At 50.3% G+C, this 23,185-nt stretch carries 27 protein-coding genes; 22 read left to right on the plus strand and 5 right to left on the minus strand.

Annotated features, from left to right (window positions below; translation table 11 throughout):
• The 12 genes from HY879_22525 to HY879_22580 all read left to right on the plus strand — a co-directional run.
• Nucleotides 1-352: hypothetical protein (locus HY879_22525; protein MBI5606120.1), on the plus strand; the 352-nt coding region annotated here is incomplete at its 5' end.
• A 133-nt stretch (nt 353-485) separates the two neighbouring features.
• Nucleotides 486-2,285: an acyl-CoA dehydrogenase gene (locus HY879_22530; protein ID MBI5606121.1), complete on the plus strand. Its 1,800-nt coding sequence runs from the start codon at nt 486-488 to the stop codon at nt 2,283-2,285.
• Between the two features lie 299 nt (nt 2,286-2,584).
• Entirely contained in the window at nt 2,585-3,613 is a 1,029-nt protein-coding gene (gene aroF / locus HY879_22535; protein ID MBI5606122.1) for a 3-deoxy-7-phosphoheptulonate synthase, read from the plus strand.
• On the plus strand, nt 3,610-4,704 hold the full coding sequence (gene aroB, locus HY879_22540) for a 3-dehydroquinate synthase (GenBank protein ID MBI5606123.1): 1,095 nt from the start codon (nt 3,610-3,612) through the stop codon (nt 4,702-4,704). The genes aroF and aroB overlap by 4 nt, the downstream gene beginning before the upstream one ends.
• Entirely contained in the window at nt 4,701-5,789 is a 1,089-nt protein-coding gene (pheA, locus tag HY879_22545) for a prephenate dehydratase (protein ID MBI5606124.1), read from the plus strand. Before aroB ends, pheA begins: the two co-directional genes overlap by 4 nt.
• Nucleotides 5,790-5,943: 154 nt before the next feature.
• On the plus strand, nt 5,944-6,657 hold the full coding sequence (gene aroD / locus HY879_22550) for a type I 3-dehydroquinate dehydratase (protein MBI5606125.1): 714 nt from the start codon (nt 5,944-5,946) through the stop codon (nt 6,655-6,657).
• Between the two features lie 104 nt (nt 6,658-6,761).
• Complete coding sequence (gene aroE, locus HY879_22555) at nt 6,762-7,541, plus strand: shikimate dehydrogenase (GenBank protein ID MBI5606126.1); 780 nt, start codon at nt 6,762-6,764, stop codon at nt 7,539-7,541.
• Nucleotides 7,528-8,793 carry a 3-phosphoshikimate 1-carboxyvinyltransferase gene (gene aroA, locus HY879_22560; protein MBI5606127.1) on the plus strand — a complete coding sequence of 422 codons (1,266 nt, stop codon included), beginning with the start codon at nt 7,528-7,530 and terminating at the stop codon, nt 8,791-8,793. Before aroE ends, aroA begins: the two co-directional genes overlap by 14 nt.
• A gap of 15 nt (nt 8,794-8,808) precedes the next feature.
• Nucleotides 8,809-9,378 (plus strand): shikimate kinase, encoded by a 570-nt coding sequence (locus HY879_22565; protein ID MBI5606128.1) that lies wholly within the window; start codon nt 8,809-8,811, stop codon nt 9,376-9,378.
• Between the two features lie 99 nt (nt 9,379-9,477).
• Entirely contained in the window at nt 9,478-10,542 is a 1,065-nt protein-coding gene (gene aroC, locus HY879_22570; GenBank protein MBI5606129.1) for a chorismate synthase, read from the plus strand.
• The gene (locus tag HY879_22575; protein ID MBI5606130.1) at nt 10,539-11,309 is read left to right on the plus strand and encodes a prephenate dehydrogenase/arogenate dehydrogenase family protein; all 771 of its coding nucleotides are present in this window, start codon (nt 10,539-10,541) and stop codon (nt 11,307-11,309) included. Before aroC ends, HY879_22575 begins: the two co-directional genes overlap by 4 nt.
• Nucleotides 11,310-11,393: 84 nt before the next feature.
• The gene (locus tag HY879_22580) at nt 11,394-12,422 is read left to right on the plus strand and encodes a 3-deoxy-7-phosphoheptulonate synthase (protein MBI5606131.1); all 1,029 of its coding nucleotides are present in this window, start codon (nt 11,394-11,396) and stop codon (nt 12,420-12,422) included.
• A 14-nt stretch (nt 12,423-12,436) separates the two neighbouring features.
• Here the strand turns inward: HY879_22580 and HY879_22585 are convergent, their stop codons facing one another.
• Entirely contained in the window at nt 12,437-12,922 is a 486-nt protein-coding gene (locus tag HY879_22585; GenBank protein MBI5606132.1) for a universal stress protein, read from the minus strand.
• 264 nt (nt 12,923-13,186) lie between these two features.
• Between HY879_22585 and HY879_22590 the strand changes: the two genes are divergently transcribed.
• The 4 genes from HY879_22590 (at nt 13,187) to HY879_22605 (ending at nt 16,229) form a co-directional block, all read left to right on the plus strand.
• On the plus strand, nt 13,187-13,771 hold the full coding sequence (locus HY879_22590; GenBank protein ID MBI5606133.1) for a Uma2 family endonuclease: 585 nt from the start codon (nt 13,187-13,189) through the stop codon (nt 13,769-13,771).
• Nucleotides 13,772-13,809: 38 nt separating this feature from the next.
• The gene (locus tag HY879_22595) at nt 13,810-14,313 is read left to right on the plus strand and encodes a DinB family protein (protein MBI5606134.1); all 504 of its coding nucleotides are present in this window, start codon (nt 13,810-13,812) and stop codon (nt 14,311-14,313) included.
• 42 nt (nt 14,314-14,355) lie between these two features.
• Nucleotides 14,356-15,141 (plus strand): SAM-dependent chlorinase/fluorinase, encoded by a 786-nt coding sequence (locus HY879_22600; GenBank protein MBI5606135.1) that lies wholly within the window; start codon nt 14,356-14,358, stop codon nt 15,139-15,141.
• A 368-nt stretch (nt 15,142-15,509) separates the two neighbouring features.
• A complete protein-coding gene (locus HY879_22605; GenBank protein ID MBI5606136.1) occupies nt 15,510-16,229 on the plus strand; it encodes a hypothetical protein in 720 nt (239 codons plus the stop codon).
• Between the two features lie 78 nt (nt 16,230-16,307).
• Here HY879_22605 and HY879_22610 read toward each other — a convergent pair whose 3' ends face one another.
• The gene (locus tag HY879_22610) at nt 16,308-17,093 is read right to left on the minus strand and encodes an alcohol dehydrogenase catalytic domain-containing protein (GenBank protein MBI5606137.1); all 786 of its coding nucleotides are present in this window, start codon (nt 17,091-17,093) and stop codon (nt 16,308-16,310) included.
• A 320-nt stretch (nt 17,094-17,413) separates the two neighbouring features.
• Between HY879_22610 and HY879_22615 the strand changes: the two genes are divergently transcribed.
• From HY879_22615 to HY879_22640, 6 genes are all read left to right on the plus strand, one after another.
• On the plus strand, nt 17,414-17,956 hold the full coding sequence (locus HY879_22615; protein ID MBI5606138.1) for a hypothetical protein: 543 nt from the start codon (nt 17,414-17,416) through the stop codon (nt 17,954-17,956).
• A 415-nt stretch (nt 17,957-18,371) separates the two neighbouring features.
• A complete protein-coding gene (locus tag HY879_22620) occupies nt 18,372-18,725 on the plus strand; it encodes a nucleotidyltransferase domain-containing protein (protein ID MBI5606139.1) in 354 nt (117 codons plus the stop codon).
• 191 nt (nt 18,726-18,916) lie between these two features.
• The gene (locus HY879_22625) at nt 18,917-19,558 is read left to right on the plus strand and encodes a radical SAM protein (GenBank protein ID MBI5606140.1); all 642 of its coding nucleotides are present in this window, start codon (nt 18,917-18,919) and stop codon (nt 19,556-19,558) included.
• A gap of 16 nt (nt 19,559-19,574) precedes the next feature.
• Nucleotides 19,575-19,928, plus strand: a complete 354-nt coding sequence (locus HY879_22630) for a hypothetical protein (GenBank protein ID MBI5606141.1) — start codon at nt 19,575-19,577, stop codon at nt 19,926-19,928.
• A 5-nt stretch (nt 19,929-19,933) separates the two neighbouring features.
• Nucleotides 19,934-20,458, plus strand: coding sequence for a hypothetical protein (locus HY879_22635; protein ID MBI5606142.1), 525 nt, complete (start codon nt 19,934-19,936; stop codon nt 20,456-20,458).
• Between the two features lie 111 nt (nt 20,459-20,569).
• Nucleotides 20,570-20,755, plus strand: a complete 186-nt coding sequence (locus HY879_22640) for a hypothetical protein (GenBank protein ID MBI5606143.1) — start codon at nt 20,570-20,572, stop codon at nt 20,753-20,755.
• Here the strand turns inward: HY879_22640 and HY879_22645 are convergent.
• From HY879_22645 to HY879_22655, 3 genes are all read right to left on the minus strand, one after another.
• The gene (locus HY879_22645; GenBank protein ID MBI5606144.1) at nt 20,736-21,524 is read right to left on the minus strand and encodes an ABC transporter permease; all 789 of its coding nucleotides are present in this window, start codon (nt 21,522-21,524) and stop codon (nt 20,736-20,738) included. The two genes, HY879_22640 and HY879_22645, sit on opposite strands and share 20 nt — an antisense overlap.
• Before the next feature lie 47 nt (nt 21,525-21,571).
• Nucleotides 21,572-22,351: an ABC transporter ATP-binding protein gene (locus HY879_22650; protein MBI5606145.1), complete on the minus strand. Its 780-nt coding sequence runs from the start codon at nt 22,349-22,351 to the stop codon at nt 21,572-21,574.
• A gap of 15 nt (nt 22,352-22,366) precedes the next feature.
• Nucleotides 22,367-23,185, minus strand: an 819-nt coding sequence (locus HY879_22655) for an ABC transporter substrate-binding protein (protein MBI5606146.1), incomplete at its 5' end; no start/stop codon positions are given.

The following is a 23,185-nucleotide window of genomic DNA, read 5'->3' on the forward strand; positions in this document are numbered from 1 at the left end:
AAACATCGGCTCTTACACCGAGCAGACCTATTGGCTCTTAAGCGTCATCGAAAGGGCCCAGAGTACGGATCCGGAAAAAATTATAAAAATCTGGGAAGGGGACAGTTATAAGTTTACCACCGGGAAGGTCATGAAAATGCGGCCTTGTGACCACAAAGCCATCCAGGATCTGCACATATTCGAATTCGTTCCTCCCGAACAACAGAAGGAATCTTTTAATATTCCACCTAACTATTGGTTTAAGGGCGCTTCCAATCCCGGTCCGACCTTCAAGGTTCCGGCGGAAAAAGTTTTCCCCCTCATGGATCAGAAGCTGGATCGATGTAAAGGAAAGAATCCTTCGGGAGAATAATCTTAACGCTTAGGACGGTAGTTACCTCAGGCCCCACTTAAAAAGTGAAGTCTGGGGTAGCTCTTTTGAAGTTTGATGGTTTGTCTGCCCGATTACTTCTTTGTCGATGGGCTTTTGAGAGGAGGATTTTCTAATGGATCAATTTGTCAGTTTGCGAAATCTGAAATTTATGCTTTATGAGGTTTTCCGGATTGAAGACCTTATCCAATATCCCTATTTTCAGGAACACAGTCAGGAAATCTTTGACCTGACCCTGGAGACGGCCTTGAAGATGGGACAAGATATGCTCAGGCCGGCCCTTCGGGAGATGGACCAGACCCCGCCGGCTTTTATTAATGGAGAAGTCAAGGTACATCCAACGGTCAGGACCTTTATGAAGGAATCCGGCGAAGGGGGCTGGATTGCTTCTCTTTTCACCTTCGATCAAGGCGGGCAGCAGATTCCCCAGCTTATTTCCACGGCCGGCCAGTTTATTTTTTCTGCCGCCAATTACTCGGCCAGTGTTTATCCCCATCTGACTGCCGGGGCGGCCAATCTGATCCTGTCTTTCGGTTCCGAGGAACTGAAGGAATTATATGTCCCCAGAATGCTTTCCGGTGAGTGGCAGGGGACCATGGCCTTAACCGAACCCCAGGCCGGAAGTTCTCTGTCCGATATTCAGACGATGGCCCTCCCGACCGATCAGGGATTTTACCGGATCCGTGGCCAAAAGATTTTTATCTCGGCCGGAGATCATGACGGGGTGGACAATGTGGTCCATTTGATGCTGGCCAAAATCAAAGGGGCCCCGGCCGGGGTCAAGGGGATTTCCCTTTTTGTGGTCCCTAAAAAAAGGGTGGAAGGCCAAGATTTGGTTTTTAATGATCTCCAGGTGGCCGGTGTTTATCATAAACTCGGTTACCGGGGGGCCCCCATTACCCAGTTAAGTATGGGGGAAATGGATGACTGCCGGGGGTATCTGGTTGGAGAGCCTCACCAGGGTCTGCCCTATATGTTCCAGATGATGAATGAAGCCCGGATCAACGTGGGCTTAGGGGCGGCCGGTATCGCCTCGGCCGCTTATTATGCCTCTCTGGAATATACCCGGGAACGTTTGCAAGGGATAAAAATTTCCGCCAAAGATCCTGCCACTCCGCAAATCCCGATCATTGAGCATGCCGATATCAAGCGGATGCTCCTTTTTCAACGGGCCATTACGGAAGGGTCCTTAGCCATCTTATTGCAATGCAGCCGATATGTGGACCAGATGAAGATCACCGAAGGGGAAGAAAGGAATCGGTACCATTTATTGCTGGATTTACTGACCCCTGTTGCCAAGACTTATCCATCGGAAATGGGGATCCTGTCCATTAGTCAGGGGCTCCAATGTCTTGGAGGGTATGGCTACTGCGACGAATTCCTCCTGGAACTCTTTTATCGGGATGCCCGTATCCACCCCATTCATGAAGGAACGACCGGGATACAGGGACTGGATCTGCTGGGCCGTAAGGTTTTAATGAAAGGGGGGAAGGCCTTCAGTCTTTTTGTGGAAGAGGTCCAAAAGACGATCCGGGAGGCCGAAACAGTTCCCACCCTGAATCCTTATGCCCGGATGCTGGGGGAGGCCCTGGAGTCGTTAAAAAAGATTACCGGCTATCTGGTCAGCCTGGGCCAAGAAGGAAAAACGGAGCTCTTCCTGGCCGATGCCACCTTATACCTGGAGCTTTTCGGGATCATCACCATCGCCTGGCAATGGCTCCTCCAGGGTTTGTCCCTGCAGAAGGCCCTGAGTACCGACCTTTCCGCGCTGGAACGGCAGTTCTATCAAGGCAAGTTCCATACCATGCGTTTTTTCTATCATTACGAACTGCCTAAAATTCAAGGTCTGCTCCAGAGGCTGAAAGAAAGCGACGGATTAACCATTTCCATGGACAAGTCTCTATTCGTCGATTAATAAGGCCTCATTTTTTTCTTGACAAGGTGGCCCTCTTTCTTTTAACCTGTATTTTATTAATACGTTTGGGGATCAAAGATCGAAAACGATGGGTAAAAGACTTTTCAGCTTTAGCTTTTGGTATTACTTTTATTATTACTGCCTACCGGTCTGCCCATCGCTCAGGATGCCTTAAAGAAACTAAATAAAAATAGAAATCAAAAAAGCCATGGGGAGACGAAAAGATGCTCTCCATGGCTTTTTTATTTTTAAGCCCTGGAAGGCTGAAAGAACCCAGGCCATTCGAAAGGGAGTCAGCAATGGTGATCGTGATGAAAAAGTATGCCCAAGAAGACGAAGTCAACCGGGTGATTCAATGGATTGAATCAGTAGGCTACCAGACCCATCCTTCCCGGGGTGTGGAACAGACCATCATCGGGGTGGTCGGAGACGACCGGGGGAAGGCCCAATTAAAGTCTGTGGAGCACCTTCCGGGGGTGGAAAAGATTGTGCCGATCCTTAAGCCCTATAAACTGGCCAGCCGGGAGAGCCGGGCCGGGGATACCCTTATCCGGATCGGGGATTTCGAAATCGGAGGTCCGGAATTTGTGGTCATGGCCGGGCCCTGCTCTATCGAAAGTGATGAACAACTGATGGAAAGTGCCTATATCGTAAAAAAAGGGGGTGCCCAAATCTTGAGAGGCGGGGCTTACAAGCCCAGGACCTCTCCCTACAGCTTCCAGGGGTTGGAAGAAGAGGGGCTGAAGCTTTTGAAAAAAGTGCGGGATAAAATGGGCATCCCGGTGGTCACCGAGGTCATGAATACCACCGAGGTTGAACTGGTAGCCGAGACCAGTGATATCCTGCAGATCGGGACCCGCAATGTCCAGAATTTCGCCCTCCTGAAAAAAGTGGGCCAGACCCGAAAACCGGTCCTTTTAAAAAGGGGCATGATGACCACCATTGAAGAGCTGCTGATGTCGGCCGAATACATCCTTTCCGCCGGAAACGATCAGGTCATCCTCTGCGAGCGGGGCATCCGGACCTTTGAAACCGCCACCCGCAACACCCTGGATCTGAGCGCCATCCCGGTTTTAAAGGAACTGACCCACCTTCCGGTTATCGTCGACCCCAGCCATGCCACCGGTCATTGGAAATATGTCCTGCCCTTATCCAGGGCGGCCGTGGCCGTGGGTGCCGATGGGCTGCTGATAGAGGTCCACCCCCAGCCGGAAAAGGCTTTATGCGACGGCTCCCAGTCTCTGAAACCGGAAAAATTTTATCAACTCATGGATGAATTAAGGATGCTGCAGGGGTTCATGAAGAGAACGACCGGGGTTTTACAATGAATCGTATCAAAGTTAAATTAGATGCCAAGACTTCTTCCTCTTATGAAATCTTTATCGGCCAGGATATCATCGATCGTATCGGGGTTATCTTAACCAAAGGGCATTGGACCAATCGCTTTGTAATCGTTACCGATTCCCAGGTAGGGCCCCTTCACGGTAAAAGGGTGTTGGATACCTTAAAGAAGATGGATCTGAATGTGGATCTGATCGATTTCCCTTTTGGAGAGCCCTCAAAAAATGTGCAGACCTGTCTTCATCTGGTAGAGTCCCTCCTGGCCCTTGGGGTGGACCGGCATTCGGCTCTGATCGCCTTAGGGGGCGGGGTAGTCGGGGACATGACCGGTTTTATCGCCTCTATTTATATGAGAGGTATCCCCTTTTTTCAGATTCCGACTACCCTGCTGGCTCAGGTGGACAGCAGCATCGGCGGTAAGACCGGAATTGACCTGGCGGCCGGGAAAAATCTGCTGGGGACTTTCTATCAGCCCCAGGCGGTCTTTATCGATTTGACCTTTCTTCAAACCCTGACCGATCGGGAATTCAATAACGGCCTTCCGGAAATCATCAAATACGGAATTATTGAAGACCCTGAACTATTGAGTTCCCTGGAAGAAGGGGGCCAGGCCATCAAGACCCGGGATCCGGGGTTGCTTGAAAGGTTCGTTGCCAAATCCTGCCGCATTAAAAAAAGGATCGTGGAAATGGATGAAAAAGAAGGCGGGCTTCGCCGCATCCTGAATTTCGGTCATACTATCGGCCATGCCGTGGAAGCGGAATCGGGTTATGCTCTTTCTCATGGGGAAGCAGTGGCCATAGGCATGGTTTCTGCCGCCTTTTTGTCCGAGAAGCTTAACTATTTATCTTCCAAGGAGAGGGAACGGATCGAATCCCTGATCAGGGTCTTCGGACTCCCCCATCGTATCCCCGGTGATTTGGAAACAAAAGCCCTGTTATTCAGGATGACCAAAGACAAGAAGAAAAAAGGGGCGGTCCTCCCCTTTGTGCTCCTTAAAAAAATTGGACTCCCTTTTATCAACGGAGGGGTGCCCGAAAACATCATCCAGGAAGCCATCGAGGCCTTAAAAGTATGAAAAAAAGTCCCTTGGAAGAACTCCGGAAAGAAATAAGGCAAAAGGACAAAGAGATTGTAACCCTTTTGAATGAACGGGCCAAACTGTCTCTTGAGGTAGGGGCAGTTAAAATAGAGAACGGGCGGGAGGTCTATGACCCTTCCCGGGAGAGTCTGATTTTTCAGTTTCTTTCCCAGATCAACCCGGGGCCCCTTTCCGATAAGGCGGTACAGGATATTTTCCGGGAGATTATCTCTTCCTCCCGGGCCCTTCAAGGCCCTGTGACAGTGGCCTATTTCGGTCCGGAGGCCTCTTTTACCCATTTAGTTGCCCTGGCCCATTTCGGGAAAATGTCCCAATTTTTTCCTCAAAAGAACATTGCCCAGGTCTTTGAACAGGTGGAACGGGAAAGATGCGCTTACGGGGTGGTTCCCATTGAAAATTCCGGAGAGGGTGCTGTCAAACAAACCCTCGATCGTTTGAGTTCAACCCCCCTGTCCATCCGGGCCGAGGTTTTCCTGAGGATTTCCCATTACCTGATTTCTTCTAATGATAATTTAGAAAAGATTAAAAGGGTCTATTCCCATCCCCAGGCTATAGCCCAATGCCAGGGCTGGCTGGAAAAAAATCTGCCCCAATGTTCCTTGTCTAAAGTCGAGAATACGGCCCAGGCTGCCCAAAAAGTATTGGAAGACCTGGAAGGAGCGGCTATCGGCAGCCAGGAAGCCGCCCAGTTATACGGACTCAAGATCCTGGCCGACCGGATTGAGGATTATCCTTTGAACACGACACGGTTCCTCGTTATGGGAAGAGGTCAAAGTGAGGCCACCGGAAGGGATAAGACCTCCATCCTGTTCGGGACCCCCCATACTCCCGGTGCCCTTTTCCATGCCCTGGAACCCTTTAATAATAAAGAACTGAACCTGCTCAAAATTGAATCCTATCCCCTGCCGGACCGGATATGGGAATATTTATTCTTTGTGGATTTTTCCGGCCATTGGGGAGATGAGAAGGTCCGGCAATGCCTTAAGGATTTAGAAACGGTGACCACTTTTATTAAGGTCCTGGGCTCATACCCCTGGGGAGAGGGATTAGGACGAAAATAGTTTCGGGGATCGGGGGGCAGGGATCGGGGGTCGGTTAGAAAAGATTGTTGCAAGTGGCAAGATGCAAGTGTGAAAAACCTTGAACCCTGTACCTTGAACCTTGAACCTCCTTGGCGCCCCAAAGGGCATGAGGGCTTAATAGGATAAAAGAAAGGTGGCTGTCAAAATGACCGACCCTCGCTATCCCCGTATCTGCATTTCCATAACCGCCGGGACCACCCAGGAGGCCCTGATCAAAATGGAAGCGGGATTTGCCCAGACCGATATGCTGGAACTGCGGATAGACGGCCTCCGGAGGGTTGATTTAAAGAGGCTGCTGGCCGACAAAAAAGGGGAGATCCTGGTCACCAACCGGGTAAAAAAAGAAGGAGGGGCCTTCACCGGCAATGAGGAGGCCAGGGTGGACCTTCTTAAAGAAGCAGTGGCCTTAGGGGCCGATTATGTGGACCTGGAATTGGGGACTGACAGGGACCTGATTGCCGACCTGAAGAAAAAGATTGAAGCCCATCAGGGAAAAACAAAATTGATCCTGTCTTATCATAATCAGGAAGGGACCCCGCCCCGTGAGGCGCTGCAAAAGATTTTGGAAGAGGGCTGCAGAGCCGGTGCGGATATTATCAAGATCGTACCCTGGGCTGTAGAGGTGGGGGACAATCTGACGGTCTTAGACCTCATCCCTTATGCCAAAAGACTGGGGACAGAAATTATTACGTTTTGCATGGGGGAAAAAGGGAAGATAAGCCGGGCCATTGCCCCTCTTCTGGGCTCCTACCTGACCTATGCCGCCTTAACCAAGGGGGAGGAGTCGGCCCCGGGGCAGATGACTGTTCAAGAGTTGAAGCAGATTTTTGCGCTTATAAAATTCTGAGAGATAAATTCGCAGAAGGAAGGTGGGGGCCTATTTCGGGGAAAAAATCCAAAAAAGTGACGTCAGGCCGGGATTTAAGTATATTTGCCGTTTTTGGAAATCCTGTGGCCCACAGCCTTTCTCCCCTCATGCACCAGGCCGCTTTAGACCGGATGCAGGTCAGGAGCCGATATGTCCCCTTTTGTGTCCGGGATTTAAAGGCCGCCGTGCAAGGGATCAGGGGGCTGGATATTCGGGGAGTCAGTGTTACCCTGCCTTTCAAGACCGAGGTCATAAAATACCTGGATGAAATAGATGGGGCCGCCCGCCGGATCGGGGCGGTCAATACCATCTGGAATCATCAGGGGGTCCTTAAGGGTTACAATACCGACTGGCTCGGGTTTACCCTTTCGTTAAAGGAGGGCCTGGAAATCCGGGGGAAGCGATTTGCCGTCCTCGGGGCCGGAGGAGCGGCCAGGGGAATCCTTTACGGGCTGATCCGGGAAGGGGGGAATCCGGTAATACTCAACCGGACCGTTGCCAAAGGACAGGATCTGGCCAAGGAATTTGGCTGTGCCTTTTTACCGTTATCCGAAATGGAAAAGATTGATGCCGATTGCCTGATCAATACCACCCCCCAGGGGATGGCCCCGGACATAAAAAAATCACCCTTTCCCAGAGCACACCTGAAAAAATTTGGTTGGGTCATGGACATTATTTATAACCCGCTCAAGACAAAACTTTTAAAGGACGCCGAAGAGGCAGGGTGCAAGGTCATTTCCGGGCTGGGCATGTTCGTGCATCAGGGGGCGGAACAACTGAAGATCTGGACCGGACTGGAACCCCCCAGGGACTTCATGTATAAGCTGATCCAGGCAAAATTAGAAAAAAATGATCGAGATTAAACCGATAGCCCATCTTGATGCCCAGGTTACGATGCCCGGGTCGAAGAGTTATACCCAGAGGGCCCTTATCATGGCCGCCCTGGCCGAGGGGGATTCCCTCTTGCAAGGCCCCCTCCTTTCAGAAGATACGGGGTATCTGGCAGCGGCCCTGGGCCTGCTGGGCGCCGGTATTGAGATGCATGATGGGGATATGGTAGTCCACGGTACAAAGGGCCTGATAAAAAACCCCCACCAGGAAATTTATCTGGGGAACAATGGCACGGCCCTGCGCCTGCTGACTACCGTGGTCTGCCTTGGAGAAGGCGAGTTTCTGCTCACCGGTACCGCCCGTCTTAAGGAAAGACCGGTTCAACCCTTGCTTACGGCCCTGAAGGCCTTGGGGGTGGATATCCGGAGTAAAGACCAGCCGGGTTTTCCACCGATCATCATTAAGGCCCAGGGCCTTAAGGGAGGCCGGGTAAAAATCAGCCAGATGGAAAGCAGTCAGTATATTTCCTCTCTTCTGATCTCGGCCCCTTTTGCCGGGGAGGATCTTTCCCTCGAGCTTCAAGGCCCGATCCCTTCCAGACCTTATGTGGAAATGACCACGGCCTTGATGAAACAGTTTGGGGCCCTGGTAATCCAAAAATCACCGACTCTTTTTTTAATCAAGAATGACCGACCGTATAAGGGGATTACCTGCCGGATCGAGGGAGATGTCTCCAGTGCCTCTTATTTTTTTTTGGCCGCCGCCTTGTGTCAGGGCAAGGTCAGGGTCCGGCCTATTCTTTCGGAGACCTTGCAGGGAGATATCGGCTTTTTGAAGATCCTGCAAGTGCTCGGGTGTACGATACGTCGGGGGAGAGATTGGGTGGAGGTTTCGGGAGGAAGACCGGTTGCAGGAGAAAGGCTTTTTGACCTGGGGGATATGCCGGATATGGTCCCGACCCTGGCTGTATTGGCCGCCTGCCGGCCAGGGCGGACTATTATTAAAAATGTCGCCCACCTCAGAATAAAAGAGAGTAACCGGCTGGAGGCTCTGGCCAGGGAGTTGACCAGGACCGGAATTCGGGCCGAAGAAACAGCAGACGGTCTTAAAATCGAAGGGGGCAGACCCCATGGGGCTGAAATTGAAACCTATAACGATCATCGGATAGCCATGAGCTTTGCTATTCTGGGTTTGGCCGTTCCGGGCATTAAAATCAAGGATCCGGACTGCGTCCGGAAATCCTTTCCGGGATTCTGGAAAGAATTGGAAAAGTTGTCGACTTAGCCCCGGACAATGCTAATGAATATTATTTTAATCGGCTACCGCTGTACTGGAAAGACTTCGGTGGGGAAAAAACTGGCTGAAAAATTGGGGGTCCCTTTTTATGACACCGATGCCCTGATTATCGACCGGATAGGTAAAACGATCAAAGAATGGGTGGAGGAAAAGGGCTGGGAATCCTTTCGGCAGGAAGAAAAAGCGGTCATCCGGGAAATCGCTTCTCTGGATTCGACGGTTATCGCCCTGGGAGGGGGAGCGGTCCTGGACCCTGAAAACAGAGCAATCATTAGTAGGAATGCCCTGATCCTCTGGCTGGCCGCTGATGCTCAGACCATAGGGGAAAGGATGTCGGCCGACCCCCACAATAAGGACCTGCGGCCTCCCCTTTCCAAGGGGGACCTTGAGACCGAAATCCAGGCAACCCTGACCGAGCGATTTCCTCTCTATGAACAGGTGTCCGATTTCTGTGTTGACACCAAAGGCAAGAGCCTTGAGACCATTACTGAGGAGATCCTTAACTTAATAAGGATTCGAAACCAATCCCTCAATCCAGACTTAACAGGATCGAAGGATACCCCATTGCTTTAATCGTGTAATCCGTGCCAAAAATATATTTTCGAATCAAACAGACCAAACAGACCAGATAGACCAAACAGACCAAACAGACCAGATAACACAGGAGTCCTTATGTCCGGCAATTCCATCGGCCTTTTATTCAAGGTTACCACCTGGGGGGAGTCCCATGGCCCGGCTTTAGGTGCGGTCGTGGAGGGTTGCCCGCCTTCCATCCCTCTGACCGAACAATACATCCAGGAGGAGCTGAAAAAGAGAAGGCCGGGCGGGATTTCAAGCGCCTCCTCCAGGAAAGAAGAAGACCGGGTGGAGATCCTTTCCGGAATCTTTGAGGGTCGGACTACGGGAACGCCCATATCCTTGCTCATCCGCAACAAAGATGCAGACAGCTCGGCCTATGATGCCATAAAAGATATCTTCCGCCCCGGCCATGGTGATTTTACCTATTTCAAGAAATATGGGGTGAGGGACCACCGGGGAGGCGGCCGGGCCTCCGGCCGGGAAACCGCGGCCCGGGTGGCGGCCGGGGCGATTGCCAAAAAAGTGCTGGCCCCTCAAGGCATAGAAGTCCTGGCCTATACACTGGAAATAGGGGGCATCAAGGCCGAGCGGATCTCTTTAGAGGCCATTTCAAAAAACAACCTTTACTGTCCTGACCCCCAGGCCGTTATAAAAATGGAAAAGAAGCTGCTGGAGACCGCACGGAGAGGGGATTCTCTGGGAGGGATCGTGGAGATCATCGTCAAGGGATGTCCTGCGGGTCTGGGAGAGCCTGTCTTCGATAAGATGGATGCCGATCTGGCCAAGGCCCTGATGGGCATCGGATCCATTAAAGGGGTCGAAATCGGTGCCGGATTTGAGGCCGCCAGAATGACGGGCTCGGAGTGCAATGACCCGATCACCCCGGAGGGTTTCCTGACCAATCAGGCCGGAGGGATTCTGGCTGGCATCACCAACGGTGACGACCTGGTGATCCGGGTGGCCTGCAAGCCGGTCCCTTCCATCCGGAAAGAACAACAGACCATCGATCTTTCAGGAAATCCGGTTACTTTGTCGATCAAAGGCCGGCACGATACGGCGGTCATACCCCGTATCGTTCCGGTGTGTGAGGCCATGGTGCGCATTGTTGTGGCCGATCATCTTTTAAGACAAAAGGCCTTGAAAGCTGATAAGAAATGAAAAAGATCCAAATCGGAATCATCGGGGGGACCAGGGGATTGGGTCGATGGATGGCTCGCTTCTTTACCAAAGAAGGCTTTCCGGTCCAGACCGCGGGAAGGACTTCCGGTTTAGACCTGCCGACCATGGCCCGACAGTGTCCGGTGGTGATCGTCAGCGTGCCCATCGGTGTCACCGGGCAAGTGATTCGAGCCATTGGACCGCACATGCCTAAAGAATCTCTGTTGATGGATGTGACCTCTCTTAAGGAAGAACCGGTCAAGGCCATGTTGGCCTCTTCCTGTTCGGAAGTTATCGGGCTCCATCCCCTTTTCGGGCCCCGGATCAAGACCCTGAAGGGGCACAATATAGTCCTCTGCCCGGTGCGCTGCCGGAAGTGGCTTCCTTGGGTAAAAGAAATTTTTATAAAAAATGGGGCCATTCTGATTGAAACCCAACCGGACCATCATGACGCCTGCATGGCCCTGGTCCAGGGTCTGAATCATTTGAATTCCATTACCCTGGGCCTGACTTTGGCCGGGTCCGGGTTTGGTCTGGAAGAACTGAAACAATATGCCACCCCGATCTTGAAAACAAAACTGGTAATTCTAAAAAAAATCTTCGGCCGGAATTCCAGGCTCTATGCGGAGATTATTACCCAGAACCCGCATACCCCAAAAGTTATTACGAATTACATGAACAGCCTGTCGGAACTGAAAGAATTGATAGACCGGGAGGATAGCCGGAGTTTACAAAAACGGATTGAGGATACCAAGCTTTTCAAATGATCCAGAATCGTCCGGCCAGAGGCGGATGATCTGGCGTTTTCGAAAAGTTAGAGATAAATTTTCAAATGCGGAGCATGAGAAACTATGAGCTTCAAATATCTTCGAGAGATATCCAACCCCCGGGAGATCCTGGCGGACCTGCCGTTGTCACAGGACCTGGCACGGATCAAGAAAAAACGCGACCAGGAGATCAAAGCCGTTTTTACCCGGGAGAGCAACCGATTCCTGCTCATCATCGGTCCCTGTTCGGCCCATGATGAAGAGGCGGTCTGCGATTACATCGCCCGGCTGGCCGGGGTGCAGGACGAAGTAAAGGAAAAGATCATCATTATTCCCAGAATCTACACCAATAAACCCCGCACGACCGGCCTGGGATACAAAGGGATGGTCCACCAGCCCGATCCGAAGGAAGAGCCGAACCTGGTCGAGGGCATTCAGGCTATCCGGAGGATGCATATCCGTGCCCTTCGGGAATCGGACCTTCCGGCAGCCGACGAGATGCTCTATCCCGGGAACTATGCCTACATCGAGGATCTGTTAAGCTATGTAGCCGTGGGCGCCCGGTCCGTAGAGAATCAGGCCCATCGTCTGACCTGCAGCGGCCTGGAAGTCCCGGTGGGTATGAAGAATCCGACCTCCGGCGACCTGGAGGTGACTCTTAATTCCATTCAGGCCTCACAAGCGCCTCATACTTTCAGTTATAACCGGTGGGAAGTAAAGACTACCGGCAATCCCCTGACGCACGCCGTTCTCCGGGGGGCCGTTGATCACTATAAGCTGGCAGTCCCCAATTACCACTTTGAAGACCTGAGCCTTTTTGCCAAGACTTACCAGAAGCGGGGGCTGGCCAATCCGACGATCATTGTGGATACCAACCACGCCAATTCCAATAAGAAATTTGCCGAACAACCCCGTATCGCCAAGGAGGTGCTGCATAGCCGCCGGCACTCGGCCCTGCTCAAGGAAATGGTCCGGGGACTGATGATCGAGAGTTTTATCGAAGAAGGCGCCCAGCCGCCGACCGGTACGGTCTACGGGAAATCCATTACCGACCCCTGCCTGGGCTGGAAGGACAGCGAAAAGCTGATTCGAGATCTGGCCGGAATGCTGTAGCATCATCCAGGGCTTCAATTTCTTCGGACAAGAATAGCCTCATGTTCTTTCGATCGGACGGACAACACCGGAATCGGGCAGCGCCTGAAAACTTTTTCTGCGGTTGAACCTAAAAGGGTATTGCTGATATTGGTTCTCCCTTTGGTGCCCATAATCACCAGATCCGCCTGTTCTTTTTTTATCGCCTCCAACAACTCCACCCAGGGAACCCCGATACGAAACACCCTTATGATATTGAGGTCCTGGCAGCCGGTTTCTAAAAGAAGTTGATCGGTCGACGCTTCACGATCCGCCTTTTGAAGGGCAATATATTTTTCTACTGAGGCCCCCACCCCTTCGGCTTCGACCTTTCGGATGGCCTCCACATCCCGCTGATTGATCACATTGACTATGACCAGGTCAGCATGGAGGGTATGAGCCAGATGGCCGGCATAACTTAAGGTTGGTTTGGAATATTCAGAAAAATCGACGGCAACCAAAATTTTTTTAATGGGTTCCATAAGATCTCCTTTGGACTGTTTTATCTTTAGATGATTAGCTAATAACCATAGCAAAAAAAATACCCCCTTACAACCTGTATTCCGGGAGCAAAATTTGGGACCCTTTCGCCATAAACTCGGGTCTGTCTAACCCTTTATCCCCTATCATCAGCCGTTATCAAGCCGGCAGCCGGGTGCCAGTCAATTTTTTCTTCACTATTTTTTTGTATAATTAAACCGTTCTGCTATAATTAAACAATCTTATTTTAAAAAGGAAGAACCATTATGGGTTATCCAAGTAAAAAAGAGAACAACTTATATACTTACAAGGATTATCTGGAATGGCTGGATGGGGAACGCTGGGAGTTGATTGAGGGAGTTGCTTATAATATGACACCGGCTCCTTCCAGGAGCCATCAAAAGATTTCTGTAGCCTTGGTCAAGAAGATTTCCCAATATCTGGAAGAAAAAAAATGCGAAATCTACCACGCCCCTTTTGATGTCCGCTTCCCAGAGGGGGATGAAGAAGAGGGGGAGATCCGGACCGTCGTGCAGCCGGATATCGTGGTTATCTGTGATCCCTCGAAATTGGATGAAAAGGGATGTAAAGGCAGCCCCGATCTGATTATGGAAATCCTTTCGCCCTCTACGGCATCTAAGGATTATATCACCAAGTTGAACCTTTATGAAAAGAATAAAGTGCCCGAATACTGGATCATCCATCCGATCGATAAAATCGTCATGGTATACAGACTTTCCGAAAACGGGAAATACGGCCGGGCGGAAGTTTATTCGGGAGCGGATAAAGTGAAGGTGGGAATATTTGATGATTTGGTTGTTGACCTGAAGGGAATTTTTGTTTCTGATTAATCCTGTCAACTTAAACTTTTTCAAAAGGAGGAAGAGACATGGCATCTTCGGAAGGCGCCCGATTGGCGCAAACGATTCGGCAGAAGGTGGAAGAAATGGGCCGGCTTTGTGAAGGCCTGGATGAAGCCACGGCCTCCCGCGGTCCGGCTGACCGGTGGTCTCCTAAAATGATCCTTTGCCATCTTAGCGGTCCTGAGGGCATCGGCCTGGTGCCGGCCATTCAGGCCATCTTGCAGCAGGATACCCCTCGAATCGACATCGAGGCGGCCAATCCCTATTTTACGGAGCAGCGCTCCCGCAAGAGCCTGGCGGAACTCCTGGCCGAATTTAAAGGGGAATACGGCCGGATGGCGGAACTGGTCGCTCAGTTATCCGATGAGCAGCTTGCCCGCAAGGCCCATATCCCCTTGTTTAAGGATTTGCCCATGGGTGAATATCCGACCCTGTCTATGTTTGTAAGTGCCCTGGCCGAGTATCACATGGACGATCATATCAATCACATGCGGGAGATTCTCCAGGCCCTTGGTGTGACGAGGCCTTAAAAAATAAGAGAACTCGGAGTATACCTGGACTCTGGTGTGGCAATTATCACTTTAAGCACCGATTTTGGTCTGCAGGACCCTTATGTGGGGATCATGAAAGGGGTGATTTTAGGGATTAATCCCAGGGTCCCTTTAGTCGATCTCACCCACGCTTTATCCCACCATGATCTTTTGGGGGCGGCCTTTGTTTTACAGTCCACATATTCCTATTTCCCAAAAGGGACGATTCATCTGGCGGTAGTCGATCCCGGCGTAGGGGGAGAACGGCGGCTGATCGGCATTCAGACCGATGATTCTATCTGGGTCGGGCCGGATAACGGGTTGTTTACTCTGATAGTAAAGGATTTTCCGGAGGTCAACCCCATCCATTTAACTAATTCGGCCTTTTTCCTGAAGGAGGTTTCTTCCACCTTTCACGGACGGGACCTATTGGCCCCTGTAGCCGCACACCTGAGTTTAGGTGTCCCCCTGGGGGAGATGGGGCCGATCATTTCTGATCCGGTTTTACTTTCTGTTCCCGAACCCGAAATCCAAAATAATGCCCTTATCGGCCTGGTTCTTTGGGTGGATCATTTCGGGAATTTGATCACTAATATCAATCAAAAAAAGCTGCTCCCTTTTTTGTCCGGCTTTTCCTTACGTATTGAGATAGGATCACAGACCATAACCGGACTTTCTCAAACCTATTCCCAGGGCCGCCCCGGCCAGTTAATGGCCTTGATCGGAAGCAGCGGTTATTTGGAAATCGCCGCCAATTTAGGCAGCGCTGCAGAAAAAGTGGGCTTTCGATCAGGGATGGAATTTAAGGTAATGGTGGTAGCCGCCTGAAGAAGCGGTTAATCTTTTCTGTGAAATAAATTTAAAAAGAGCTCTTATTCACCGCAAAGACGCGAAGAACGCAGAGAGAAACATCTTTGTTCAATCCCGTGAGAGGCGGGATTGAACAAAACATCCCTGGCCTCCGACCAAATAATTATGCGGTCGACTTCGTCGACCTTAAACAAAGGCTTCCGTTTGGAAGCCGGCCGAAGGAATTCCGGCCCGGAGGGGGCCTATTCCTGGAGGGTTGTGAAAGCTTTTTCCTTTCTGTCCTCTCAACAGAAAGGAAAAAAATTCTTCCCCCTTTGCGTTCTTTGCGGCTTTGCGGTGAAAATAGTTTTTCAAAAAGCTAAACTGATACCCAAAAAGAGGAAAGCATGGAAAAGGCAATGAAGAAATATTATGTGCCGGAAAGCACCCAAGGCACCGGGAAAATCAATCTGGTCTTAATCGCTTCCGGCTCCGGCACGGATGCCAACTCCATTATGGAAGCCTGGGAAGCAGGATGTATCCCGGAGATAAATCCGCCCGTGCTGATCAGCACCAAAAAAGGGGCCGGCTGCCTGGAAAAAGCCGAGAGCCATGGTTTACGCGGTTATGTGGTCGATTATAAGGAAAGTGGTAGCTTGGACCATTTCAATGATGAACTCAACAAAATGTTGCGAATGGTCTTTGCCGATTTAATTTTTCTGGTTGGCTGTATCCATAAGGTCTACCCCATCGAGGGAATGGATATTTATAATATCCATCCGGCCGATCCGGCCAAACATGGCGGGGACAAGATGTATGGTCTGGCCGTGCATCAACATGTCTTAGAGGAAATCAAAGACCAAATTGACCGGGGCAAGAAAAAAATATCTGATCCTTTTTATACCTATCCGACGGTCCATGAAGCCAATAAGGATTATGACGGCGGGGATATGCTGTTACGACAAGCGGTTTTGATACCTTATCCCATCGTAAAAGGTTTTTGCGAGGGGATAAAAGACCCTCAAAAGGTGGCGAAAGATCTCCAGGCAGTTGTTTTGCCTTATGAATGGCTGATGCTGCCGGCAGCGGTCAGAATGGCTTCCAGGCGGATTTTGGAAAGGAGATAACACCTTAGGTGTTTGAAAAGAGGGGTCTTGTTCACCGCAAAGCCGCAAAGGACGTAGAGAAATTCTTTTTTCCCACCCTCAGGACCTTGGCTCCCCGGATCTTTCTTTCCTTTCTAAATTTTTCAAGATCTCGACCACCGGTTTCCAGGCCGGAGTGGTATCTATGGCCGCGTGCAGTTTTTCCGGGGAGGCCTCTTCGATCCCGCCGGCCCAAACCGCTCCCAATTCCAGGGCAAATTTTTTCTCCTGATCGCTCCGGGCAAAAACAAAGATCCGGCTGGCCGGATATTGGTAGCGGGCCATCTTAAGCACTAAGTGGGCCGAAGCCCCGAAACCCACGAGTCCCAAATTTTGTCCGTCCTTAAGCCCGGTCAATCGTAACGACCGATAGCCGATGGCTCCGGCACATAACAGGGGAGCCGCTTCGGCATCGGAAAACACCTCCGGAATTTTATAGGCAAATGGTTCGGGAACAACGGTGTATTCGGCATAACCGCCCGGGGCATCCCGGCCGGTGGCCTGAAATCGATCACATAAATTTTCATCCCCTCGCAAACAAAAGGCACAGTTTCCGCAAGCTGAAAAAATCCAGGCCAGGCCTACCCGGTCCCCGACGGCGAATCTTTTTGCCCCGGCCCCCAACTTTTCCACCCGGCCCACCACCTGATGGCCCAGGACGACCGGAAATCCCGGCGGCGGGGTCCGGCCTTCAATCTCATCCAGTTCCGTATGACAGACGCCGCAGACGGAAACCTTGACCCGGATTTCATTTGCCTTGGGTTCGGGCGTGGGGAGATCCACCAGTTCCAGAGGGGTTCTATTGGTCTCCAGATTGCAGAGACGATGTAAGACCATGGCTTTCATTATTGAGCATCCTCAAGGAAGTTCAAAAAATTTAAGGGACTTCATCAACACCTCCGGGTTCATGGAAGGGGGAAGGAGGGATTTGGGGAAACTACCGCGCGCGCTATGCCTCTAAAATAGCTCGAGGAGTCGGGCATGTCAATAAGGATATAGATTTTTTTGCAATTATTTTTTAACTGGTGATATAATATTTTAAAGGAGGTCAAAATAAAGATCCCCGGGGAGGTGCTTAGAACTATTACAGCCGGAGAAATAATAGTGGATTTACTTTTAGACAAGGCCCTTAATAAGAGGGAGTTGATCAAAACGGGGAGGTCAAATTGATAAAACCGGCCCTGGCCTTTATAAAGAAAAATATCGCTCTTTCTTCCCAAATCGGAGAAATCTATCGGGAGGATCGTTGGGAATATCCCCTGGAAGCCATACGGGAAGCCTTGATCAATGCCATTATTCACAGAGATTATTCTATCCTGGGTAGTGATATAAAATTGGCCATTTTTGATGATATGTTAGAGATAACCAGCCCGGGCCCTTTGCCGGATACCCTCCCGGTAGAAGAATTGGGCACTGGCCGGTCGGAAATACGAAATCGTATCCTGGCTCCTATATTCAAGGATTTGAAATTGATCGAGTCCTGGGGAACAGGAATAAAAAAGATGCAAGATGGAGTAGCGAACTATCCGGATATTGAGCTTGTTTTGCAGGAGACCGGACATGCTTTTCAAGTCCAATTTAAACAAAAGAAAAAGGCTGATCAACAAGTACCGAACAAGTACCGGACAAGTACCGGACAAGTTAAAACTGCTCCGTTTTTGCCTGTCGGAACGATCGATAAAAGAAATGATGGCCTTTCTGGGACTTAAGCATCGGGAAAATTTTTTAAAAAATTTCGTTAATCCGTATCTTAAAGATAATCTCCTGGTCATGACTATCCCGGATAAACCAAGAAGCCCTAAACAAAAATATAGTATAACCGACAAGGGGATTAAAGAGATTGAATAGGTTTGACTATGAATTAATAAAATGATGCCCGTCAGAGATTGTCTATCAAAGGATTGCCACCGTTAAATAGCTGATGCCCATGGAATGTTGCGTATCATTGATGATTCCGGTGAGGATTATTTATACCCCGTTGCACTTTTTGAGCCCGTGGATATTCCGGATAAGGCGGCCGAGCGCTTACACAATGTTTATGCCTCTAATAAATAGCCAAGGACAACGAAGATATCCTCCATGGTTGGAGCAAGTTTGAAACTTGCTCCTTGAAAGATATTATAAATGGAACTAGCACCAATCAGGGAAGCAAAAAGACGTCGGGAGCAGTTGCTGGGCCAGCTTAGTAAGGTTATCCCTTCTTTGAAGGAACGGGGTGTTGAGAAAATCACCGTTTATGGTTCTATTCTTAACGAAGACCGCTTCCAATGGATTTCGGACATTGATCTTGCCTTATCAGGAAAGCAGTTTTCTTTCAGGGAACAATTGCAGATTATCTCCCTTTTATCGGAAATCTTCGGAGACGATGGTTTTGACGCTGTGTTTCTAACCGGTGAGGAATTTATTCCTCGTCAAGAGATATTGGATGCCATCAGCAGGGAAGGTGTCGATGCAGAACAGTTTCTTAAAGGTTCTTAAGGCCCAGGTTGGGAATGAACTGACAAGTCTTGGTGAGTTGCATATTGCCCTTAATCGCAGAGTCACCTGGCTGGTGGAAGGAAAGGTTACGTTTCTTGGCTACCTTAGAACTTAACTCCTAACTTTTTTACTCGCCCTTCATTTCTTCGTCACCTTTTTAACATTCCCCCGACTTAATATATATTAATTTTATGCTTTATCTGGCCGGATGCGGGCTGCGTTGCCGCTTCTGTCAGAGGGGTGGGCTTCAGGACCCGGTGAAAATCAAAGGTCAGCCACTTGACCGGACCTTATGGTCCAAGCTGGATATCCCGGGCGCTCGATCCCTGTCCTTTATTGGAGGAAATCCTGATGAATCGCTTTATGCCGTCTTAAAATTCCTTAAAAAAGCCCCCGATGATTGGAATCTGCCGATTGTCTGGAACTGCCACGGCTATGCCTCTTCTTCAACCCTCCAGCTCTTAGAAGGGATTGTCGATGTGTATGTGCCGGATTTCAAGTATGGGCAGGAGGATTGTGGTCGAAGATTCTCTCTGGCACCCCACTATCCGCAGACAGCCCAACGGGCCATCTCGGCCATGGTTGAGCAAAAGGTGCCGGTTTATGTCCGCATACTGGTCTTGCCCGGACATTTTAAATGTTGTCACCAGCCAGTCCTTAATTTCCTGGCTTCTCTGGATCAGGAGAATTTATTTGTTTCAATACGCGGCCAGTATTGCCCGGATTGGATGATAAGTTGCAAAGACGGGGAATTGAACCGCCGAGTGACTTTCGAAGAGGTTGATGCCGTGAGGAGATTAGCGGATCAGCTTGGTTTAAACCTGGTGGCTTAAAAGAGGCGGAGTCCTAATGGGATCTTTACTTTTTGCTTTCCTGCCCGAAAGTTTTTTCCCGCTCCTGATGGTGTTTGCCGGATTGGCTCTAATCCTGGGGATTATTTCCAAAAGGACCGCTTTGAGATTTGTCGGGGGGCTCCTTCTTCTGCTTCTGTTAACCCCGTTTATTGTTCCCTTGTTTGGGGCCTTACCCTGGTGGATCATCATTCTCATCTTAATTGGACTTGTCTGGTGTCTTTTCCGGGGAGTATTAAGTGTCTTATTCGGCAGAGAGGCAACCAGTCATTTTGTGGGCCAGTTGATGTATGCCGTCTTTATCTTGCCATTTCGATTTATTGGATATCTTTTGGGCGGGAGAAGGAGGTAATCGGGATGGGACAATTGATCCTCTGCCTGGTTATTGTCTTTGGCCTCCAGATGATCCCTACCCAAAGTGAGGCCGGATGGCTGTTCCATGCCACTAAAAAGGCTGCCGCCCGAAAAATTATGGTAAGGGGTTTCAGTAAAAAAATGAACCCCAAGGCTCGTTTTGGAAAAGGGTATTATTTTTCCAAATCTCCAACAACCGCCTTAAAAGAAAAACCCGGGGCCAATGCCATAGTGGTTACGAGGGGCTCAAAAATGCTTACTAAAAACGCCCTAAGCACCAAACATTGGTCGACCGCAAAACTTAAAAAATTCTCCGGGGACCGGGACCTGAGAGGGAAAATACATAAAGGCGTCATCGGACCGAAACTTGGCAAAGAAATTGGGAGAAAGGCCGGAAGGCAAAGAAGGCCGGTGTTATACCGTTCGGCCCGGGATCGTAACGGCAGCAATCTTTTTATCCCGCCTTCGGTCTATCAAAAACATCCCAGGATTGTTCGCCCTCAAAAAGTAGTCAGCTATGGCCGATAATCGTTATGCCTTCATCTTCAACGCTTTCCGCCTTTCCGGTTGAAAAGAAATCCCCGATCGGCTAATCTTAAATATTATGAAACACCCAATGCATTTTATGTAAGGAACCTTATGGATTCAAGGATTGAACAACTTCAGGAAGAAATCCGGAGACTGGAAGAAGAAAAGGCCGACCGGGAAGCGGCCCTGCCGGCCCATTCCATCCGGCCGCACCAGCTCTTGATTATTGAAGAATTGGAAGAGGAAATCGAACGAAGGCAACAGGAATTGCAGGCCCTTATTTCTTCCAGGGAATAACCATCCGCTCCAGCCGTTGAAACAGCCAGTTAAAAAAAATCCCCAGCAAAGACAGGATAACCAGGCCGACCATCAGTTTCTTGGTCTCCATCAGGTCGGCGGCATTTAAGATCATGAAACCGATACCGGCATCGGCGGCCACCATCTCAGCGGCCACCACCAATAATAAGGCGATCCCCATGCCCAGTTTCATTCCGGCAAAAATCATAGGCAGGATGCTGGGAAAGATCACCTTTCTTATGATTCGGGTCCGGTTGGAACCCAGGCTCAAGGCGGCCTTGATCAGGAGCGGATCAACATTTTTGACCCCGGTATAGATGTTGATCACCACCGGGAAAAAGACCCCTAAAACAATCACGGCCACCTTAGATGCCTCGCCGATCCCTAACCAGAGGATGAGCAAGGGCAGTATGGCGATCTTGGGAATAGGGAAGGTGGCGGCAATGATCGGGTTGCCTATGGCCTCGGGGATGCTGAAAAACCCGATCAGGATCCCCACACCGATACCGAGCGAACAGGCGATGAGGAACCCCCAAAGGATACGACCGAGACTGGCCAGGATATGTTTAAAAATCAAACCGGTCTTGATCATGGCCCATCCTTCGGCCAGGATGGCGCTGGGGGCCGGGAGGAACAAAGGCGGGACCCATTGCCTCCAACTGACAAATTCCCAAACCAGCAGGATGAGGCAAAAAGAGATCAGACTCAGCCAGGGATGTTCCTTGCTCTGCAGAAAATAGGTCTTGTCCTGGACTATGGCCTTTTCCACTTGATCCGGGTTCGGTGGACCCTGGTCAAGTTTGTTTGATAAAACACTCAACCTTTTCCCTCCATAGCCTCTTTGGCCTGGCCCTTGATATAGCCCCAAATCCGTTCCACCAATTCCAGATAAGGTTTCTCTAAGGTCAGATGTTCCCCACGGGGCCTGGGCAGGTCAATGGGGACAATATCCAGGATCCGTCCCGGCCTCCGGGAAAGGACCACCACCCGATCCCCTAAAAAAACCGCTTCCTGGATATTATGGGTGATATAGAGAAAACTCTTCCGGGTTTCTTCCCAGATGCGGGCCAGTTCGTATTGCATCAGGGTCCGGGTCTGGGCATCCAGGGCCGAGAAGGGCTCGTCCATGAGCAGCAGCAGGGGATCATTGGCCAAGGCCCGGGCGATGGAGACCCGTTGTTTCATACCACCGGAAAGTTGGTGGGGATATTGGTGTTCACATCCCTTAAGCCCGACCATCTGAATATATTTTTCGGCAATGGCCGATTGTTCGGTCTGGTTTACTCCCCGCTCTTCCAGGCCATAGACGATATTTTTGAATACCGTTCTCCAGGGGAAAAGGGCAAACTCCTGAAAGACCACGGCTGTTTGAGGTTGGGTATTGTCGCCGGCCCCTTCAAAGACCACCTGGCCGGAGGTCGAACCCAGGAGTCCGGCAATGATGTTCAACAAGGTGGATTTCCCGCAGCCGCTGGGACCGACCACCACCAGAAACTCATTCTCTTCCACCGTGAGATTGATATGGTCGAGGGCTTCAGTGGTCTCACCCCGTCGATCCGTGTATTTTTTGGAAAGGTCTTGGATTGATACTTTCATTTTCGGGGTTTCGGCCTATTTCCCCAAAGCCTTCATGGCCTCTTTCCAGAAAGAAAGATCGACCAATTCGGAAGCGGCCATCTTTTTAGAAACCAGAGTGTGTCGAAAATACCAGTCCAATTGTTTTTGGATGTCCTCGGCATACAATTCCCCGTTGCGGTCGTTGTAGGGCAGGGCCAGGGCCACCGCCTCGGGTTTTTGCTCCGTATACTTGGAGATAAGGGTCAGGATTTCCTGATATCCGGGACCTTCCTTTTTGACCAAAGCCTGATCATAAAAATAGCGACAACTGCGGATGTAGCCTTTCATGAAAGAAACGGCCTGAGACCGATTTTTAACAAAGTTCTCTCCATAAAAGATGGCGGCGATCTGGTAGGGCAGATGATCGCCCACCCAAAGAAGGACCTTGGCGGTCTGATTCTTTTCCAGGGGGGCCACATGGGGCTGAACCAGGAAGGCGGATTCGATCTGGTGAGAGACGACGGTATCGCGCATACTGGCCACACTGCCTAATGGGACCACTTTGACATCATTGAGAGACATCCCTTTTTTTTCGAGAAGGTTTCCCAGGATATAATGAAAGGTTGAACCGATTTGGGTGATCCCTACCCGTTTGCCTTTTAAATCCTTCAGGTCCTTCAGCCCGGCCTTGGCCTGTTCGGTGTCCACGATGATAGCGGTTAGTTTATATCCCGGCCATTCCCGCCCTTTATCGGCCACGACCACGATTTTCATCCCCTGGGCCACGGAATTATACAATCCGGCCGTCAGACCGGTGGCCCCGACATCGATATCTCCACTGGCCAACGCCACGGCTATGGGCTGGGCGGACTT

Source organism: Deltaproteobacteria bacterium (assembly GCA_016219225.1).
Taxonomy (GTDB): Bacteria; Desulfobacterota; RBG-13-43-22; order RBG-13-43-22; family RBG-13-43-22; genus RBG-13-43-22.

What these genes read in the sequence shown, in the direction of transcription:
- HY879_22575 (MBI5606130.1), top strand. Translation starts at nt 10,539, where the DNA reads ATGAAAAAGATCCAAATCGGAATCATCGGGGGGACCAGGGGATTGGGT.
- HY879_22565 (MBI5606128.1), top strand. Translation starts at nt 8,809, where the DNA reads ATGAATATTATTTTAATCGGCTACCGCTGTACTGGAAAGACTTCGGTG.
- aroC (MBI5606129.1), top strand. Translation starts at nt 9,478, where the DNA reads ATGTCCGGCAATTCCATCGGCCTTTTATTCAAGGTTACCACCTGGGGG.
- pheA (MBI5606124.1), top strand. Translation starts at nt 4,701, where the DNA reads ATGAAAAAAAGTCCCTTGGAAGAACTCCGGAAAGAAATAAGGCAAAAG.
- HY879_22610 (MBI5606137.1), bottom strand. Translation starts at nt 17,093, where the DNA reads ATGAAAGCCATGGTCTTACATCGTCTCTGCAATCTGGAGACCAATAGA.
- HY879_22590 (MBI5606133.1), top strand. Translation starts at nt 13,187, where the DNA reads ATGGGTTATCCAAGTAAAAAAGAGAACAACTTATATACTTACAAGGAT.
- HY879_22630 (MBI5606141.1), top strand. Translation starts at nt 19,575, where the DNA reads ATGGGATCTTTACTTTTTGCTTTCCTGCCCGAAAGTTTTTTCCCGCTC.
- aroF (MBI5606122.1), top strand. Translation starts at nt 2,585, where the DNA reads ATGGTGATCGTGATGAAAAAGTATGCCCAAGAAGACGAAGTCAACCGG.
- aroB (MBI5606123.1), top strand. Translation starts at nt 3,610, where the DNA reads ATGAATCGTATCAAAGTTAAATTAGATGCCAAGACTTCTTCCTCTTAT.
- HY879_22640 (MBI5606143.1), top strand. Translation starts at nt 20,570, where the DNA reads ATGGATTCAAGGATTGAACAACTTCAGGAAGAAATCCGGAGACTGGAA.
- HY879_22530 (MBI5606121.1), top strand. Translation starts at nt 486, where the DNA reads ATGGATCAATTTGTCAGTTTGCGAAATCTGAAATTTATGCTTTATGAG.
- HY879_22625 (MBI5606140.1), top strand. Translation starts at nt 18,917, where the DNA reads ATGCTTTATCTGGCCGGATGCGGGCTGCGTTGCCGCTTCTGTCAGAGG.
- HY879_22605 (MBI5606136.1), top strand. Translation starts at nt 15,510, where the DNA reads ATGGAAAAGGCAATGAAGAAATATTATGTGCCGGAAAGCACCCAAGGC.
- HY879_22650 (MBI5606145.1), bottom strand. Translation starts at nt 22,351, where the DNA reads ATGAAAGTATCAATCCAAGACCTTTCCAAAAAATACACGGATCGACGG.
- HY879_22585 (MBI5606132.1), bottom strand. Translation starts at nt 12,922, where the DNA reads ATGGAACCCATTAAAAAAATTTTGGTTGCCGTCGATTTTTCTGAATAT.
- HY879_22620 (MBI5606139.1), top strand. Translation starts at nt 18,372, where the DNA reads ATGGAACTAGCACCAATCAGGGAAGCAAAAAGACGTCGGGAGCAGTTG.
- HY879_22635 (MBI5606142.1), top strand. Translation starts at nt 19,934, where the DNA reads ATGGGACAATTGATCCTCTGCCTGGTTATTGTCTTTGGCCTCCAGATG.
- aroA (MBI5606127.1), top strand. Translation starts at nt 7,528, where the DNA reads ATGATCGAGATTAAACCGATAGCCCATCTTGATGCCCAGGTTACGATG.
- HY879_22595 (MBI5606134.1), top strand. Translation starts at nt 13,810, where the DNA reads ATGGCATCTTCGGAAGGCGCCCGATTGGCGCAAACGATTCGGCAGAAG.
- HY879_22580 (MBI5606131.1), top strand. Translation starts at nt 11,394, where the DNA reads ATGAGCTTCAAATATCTTCGAGAGATATCCAACCCCCGGGAGATCCTG.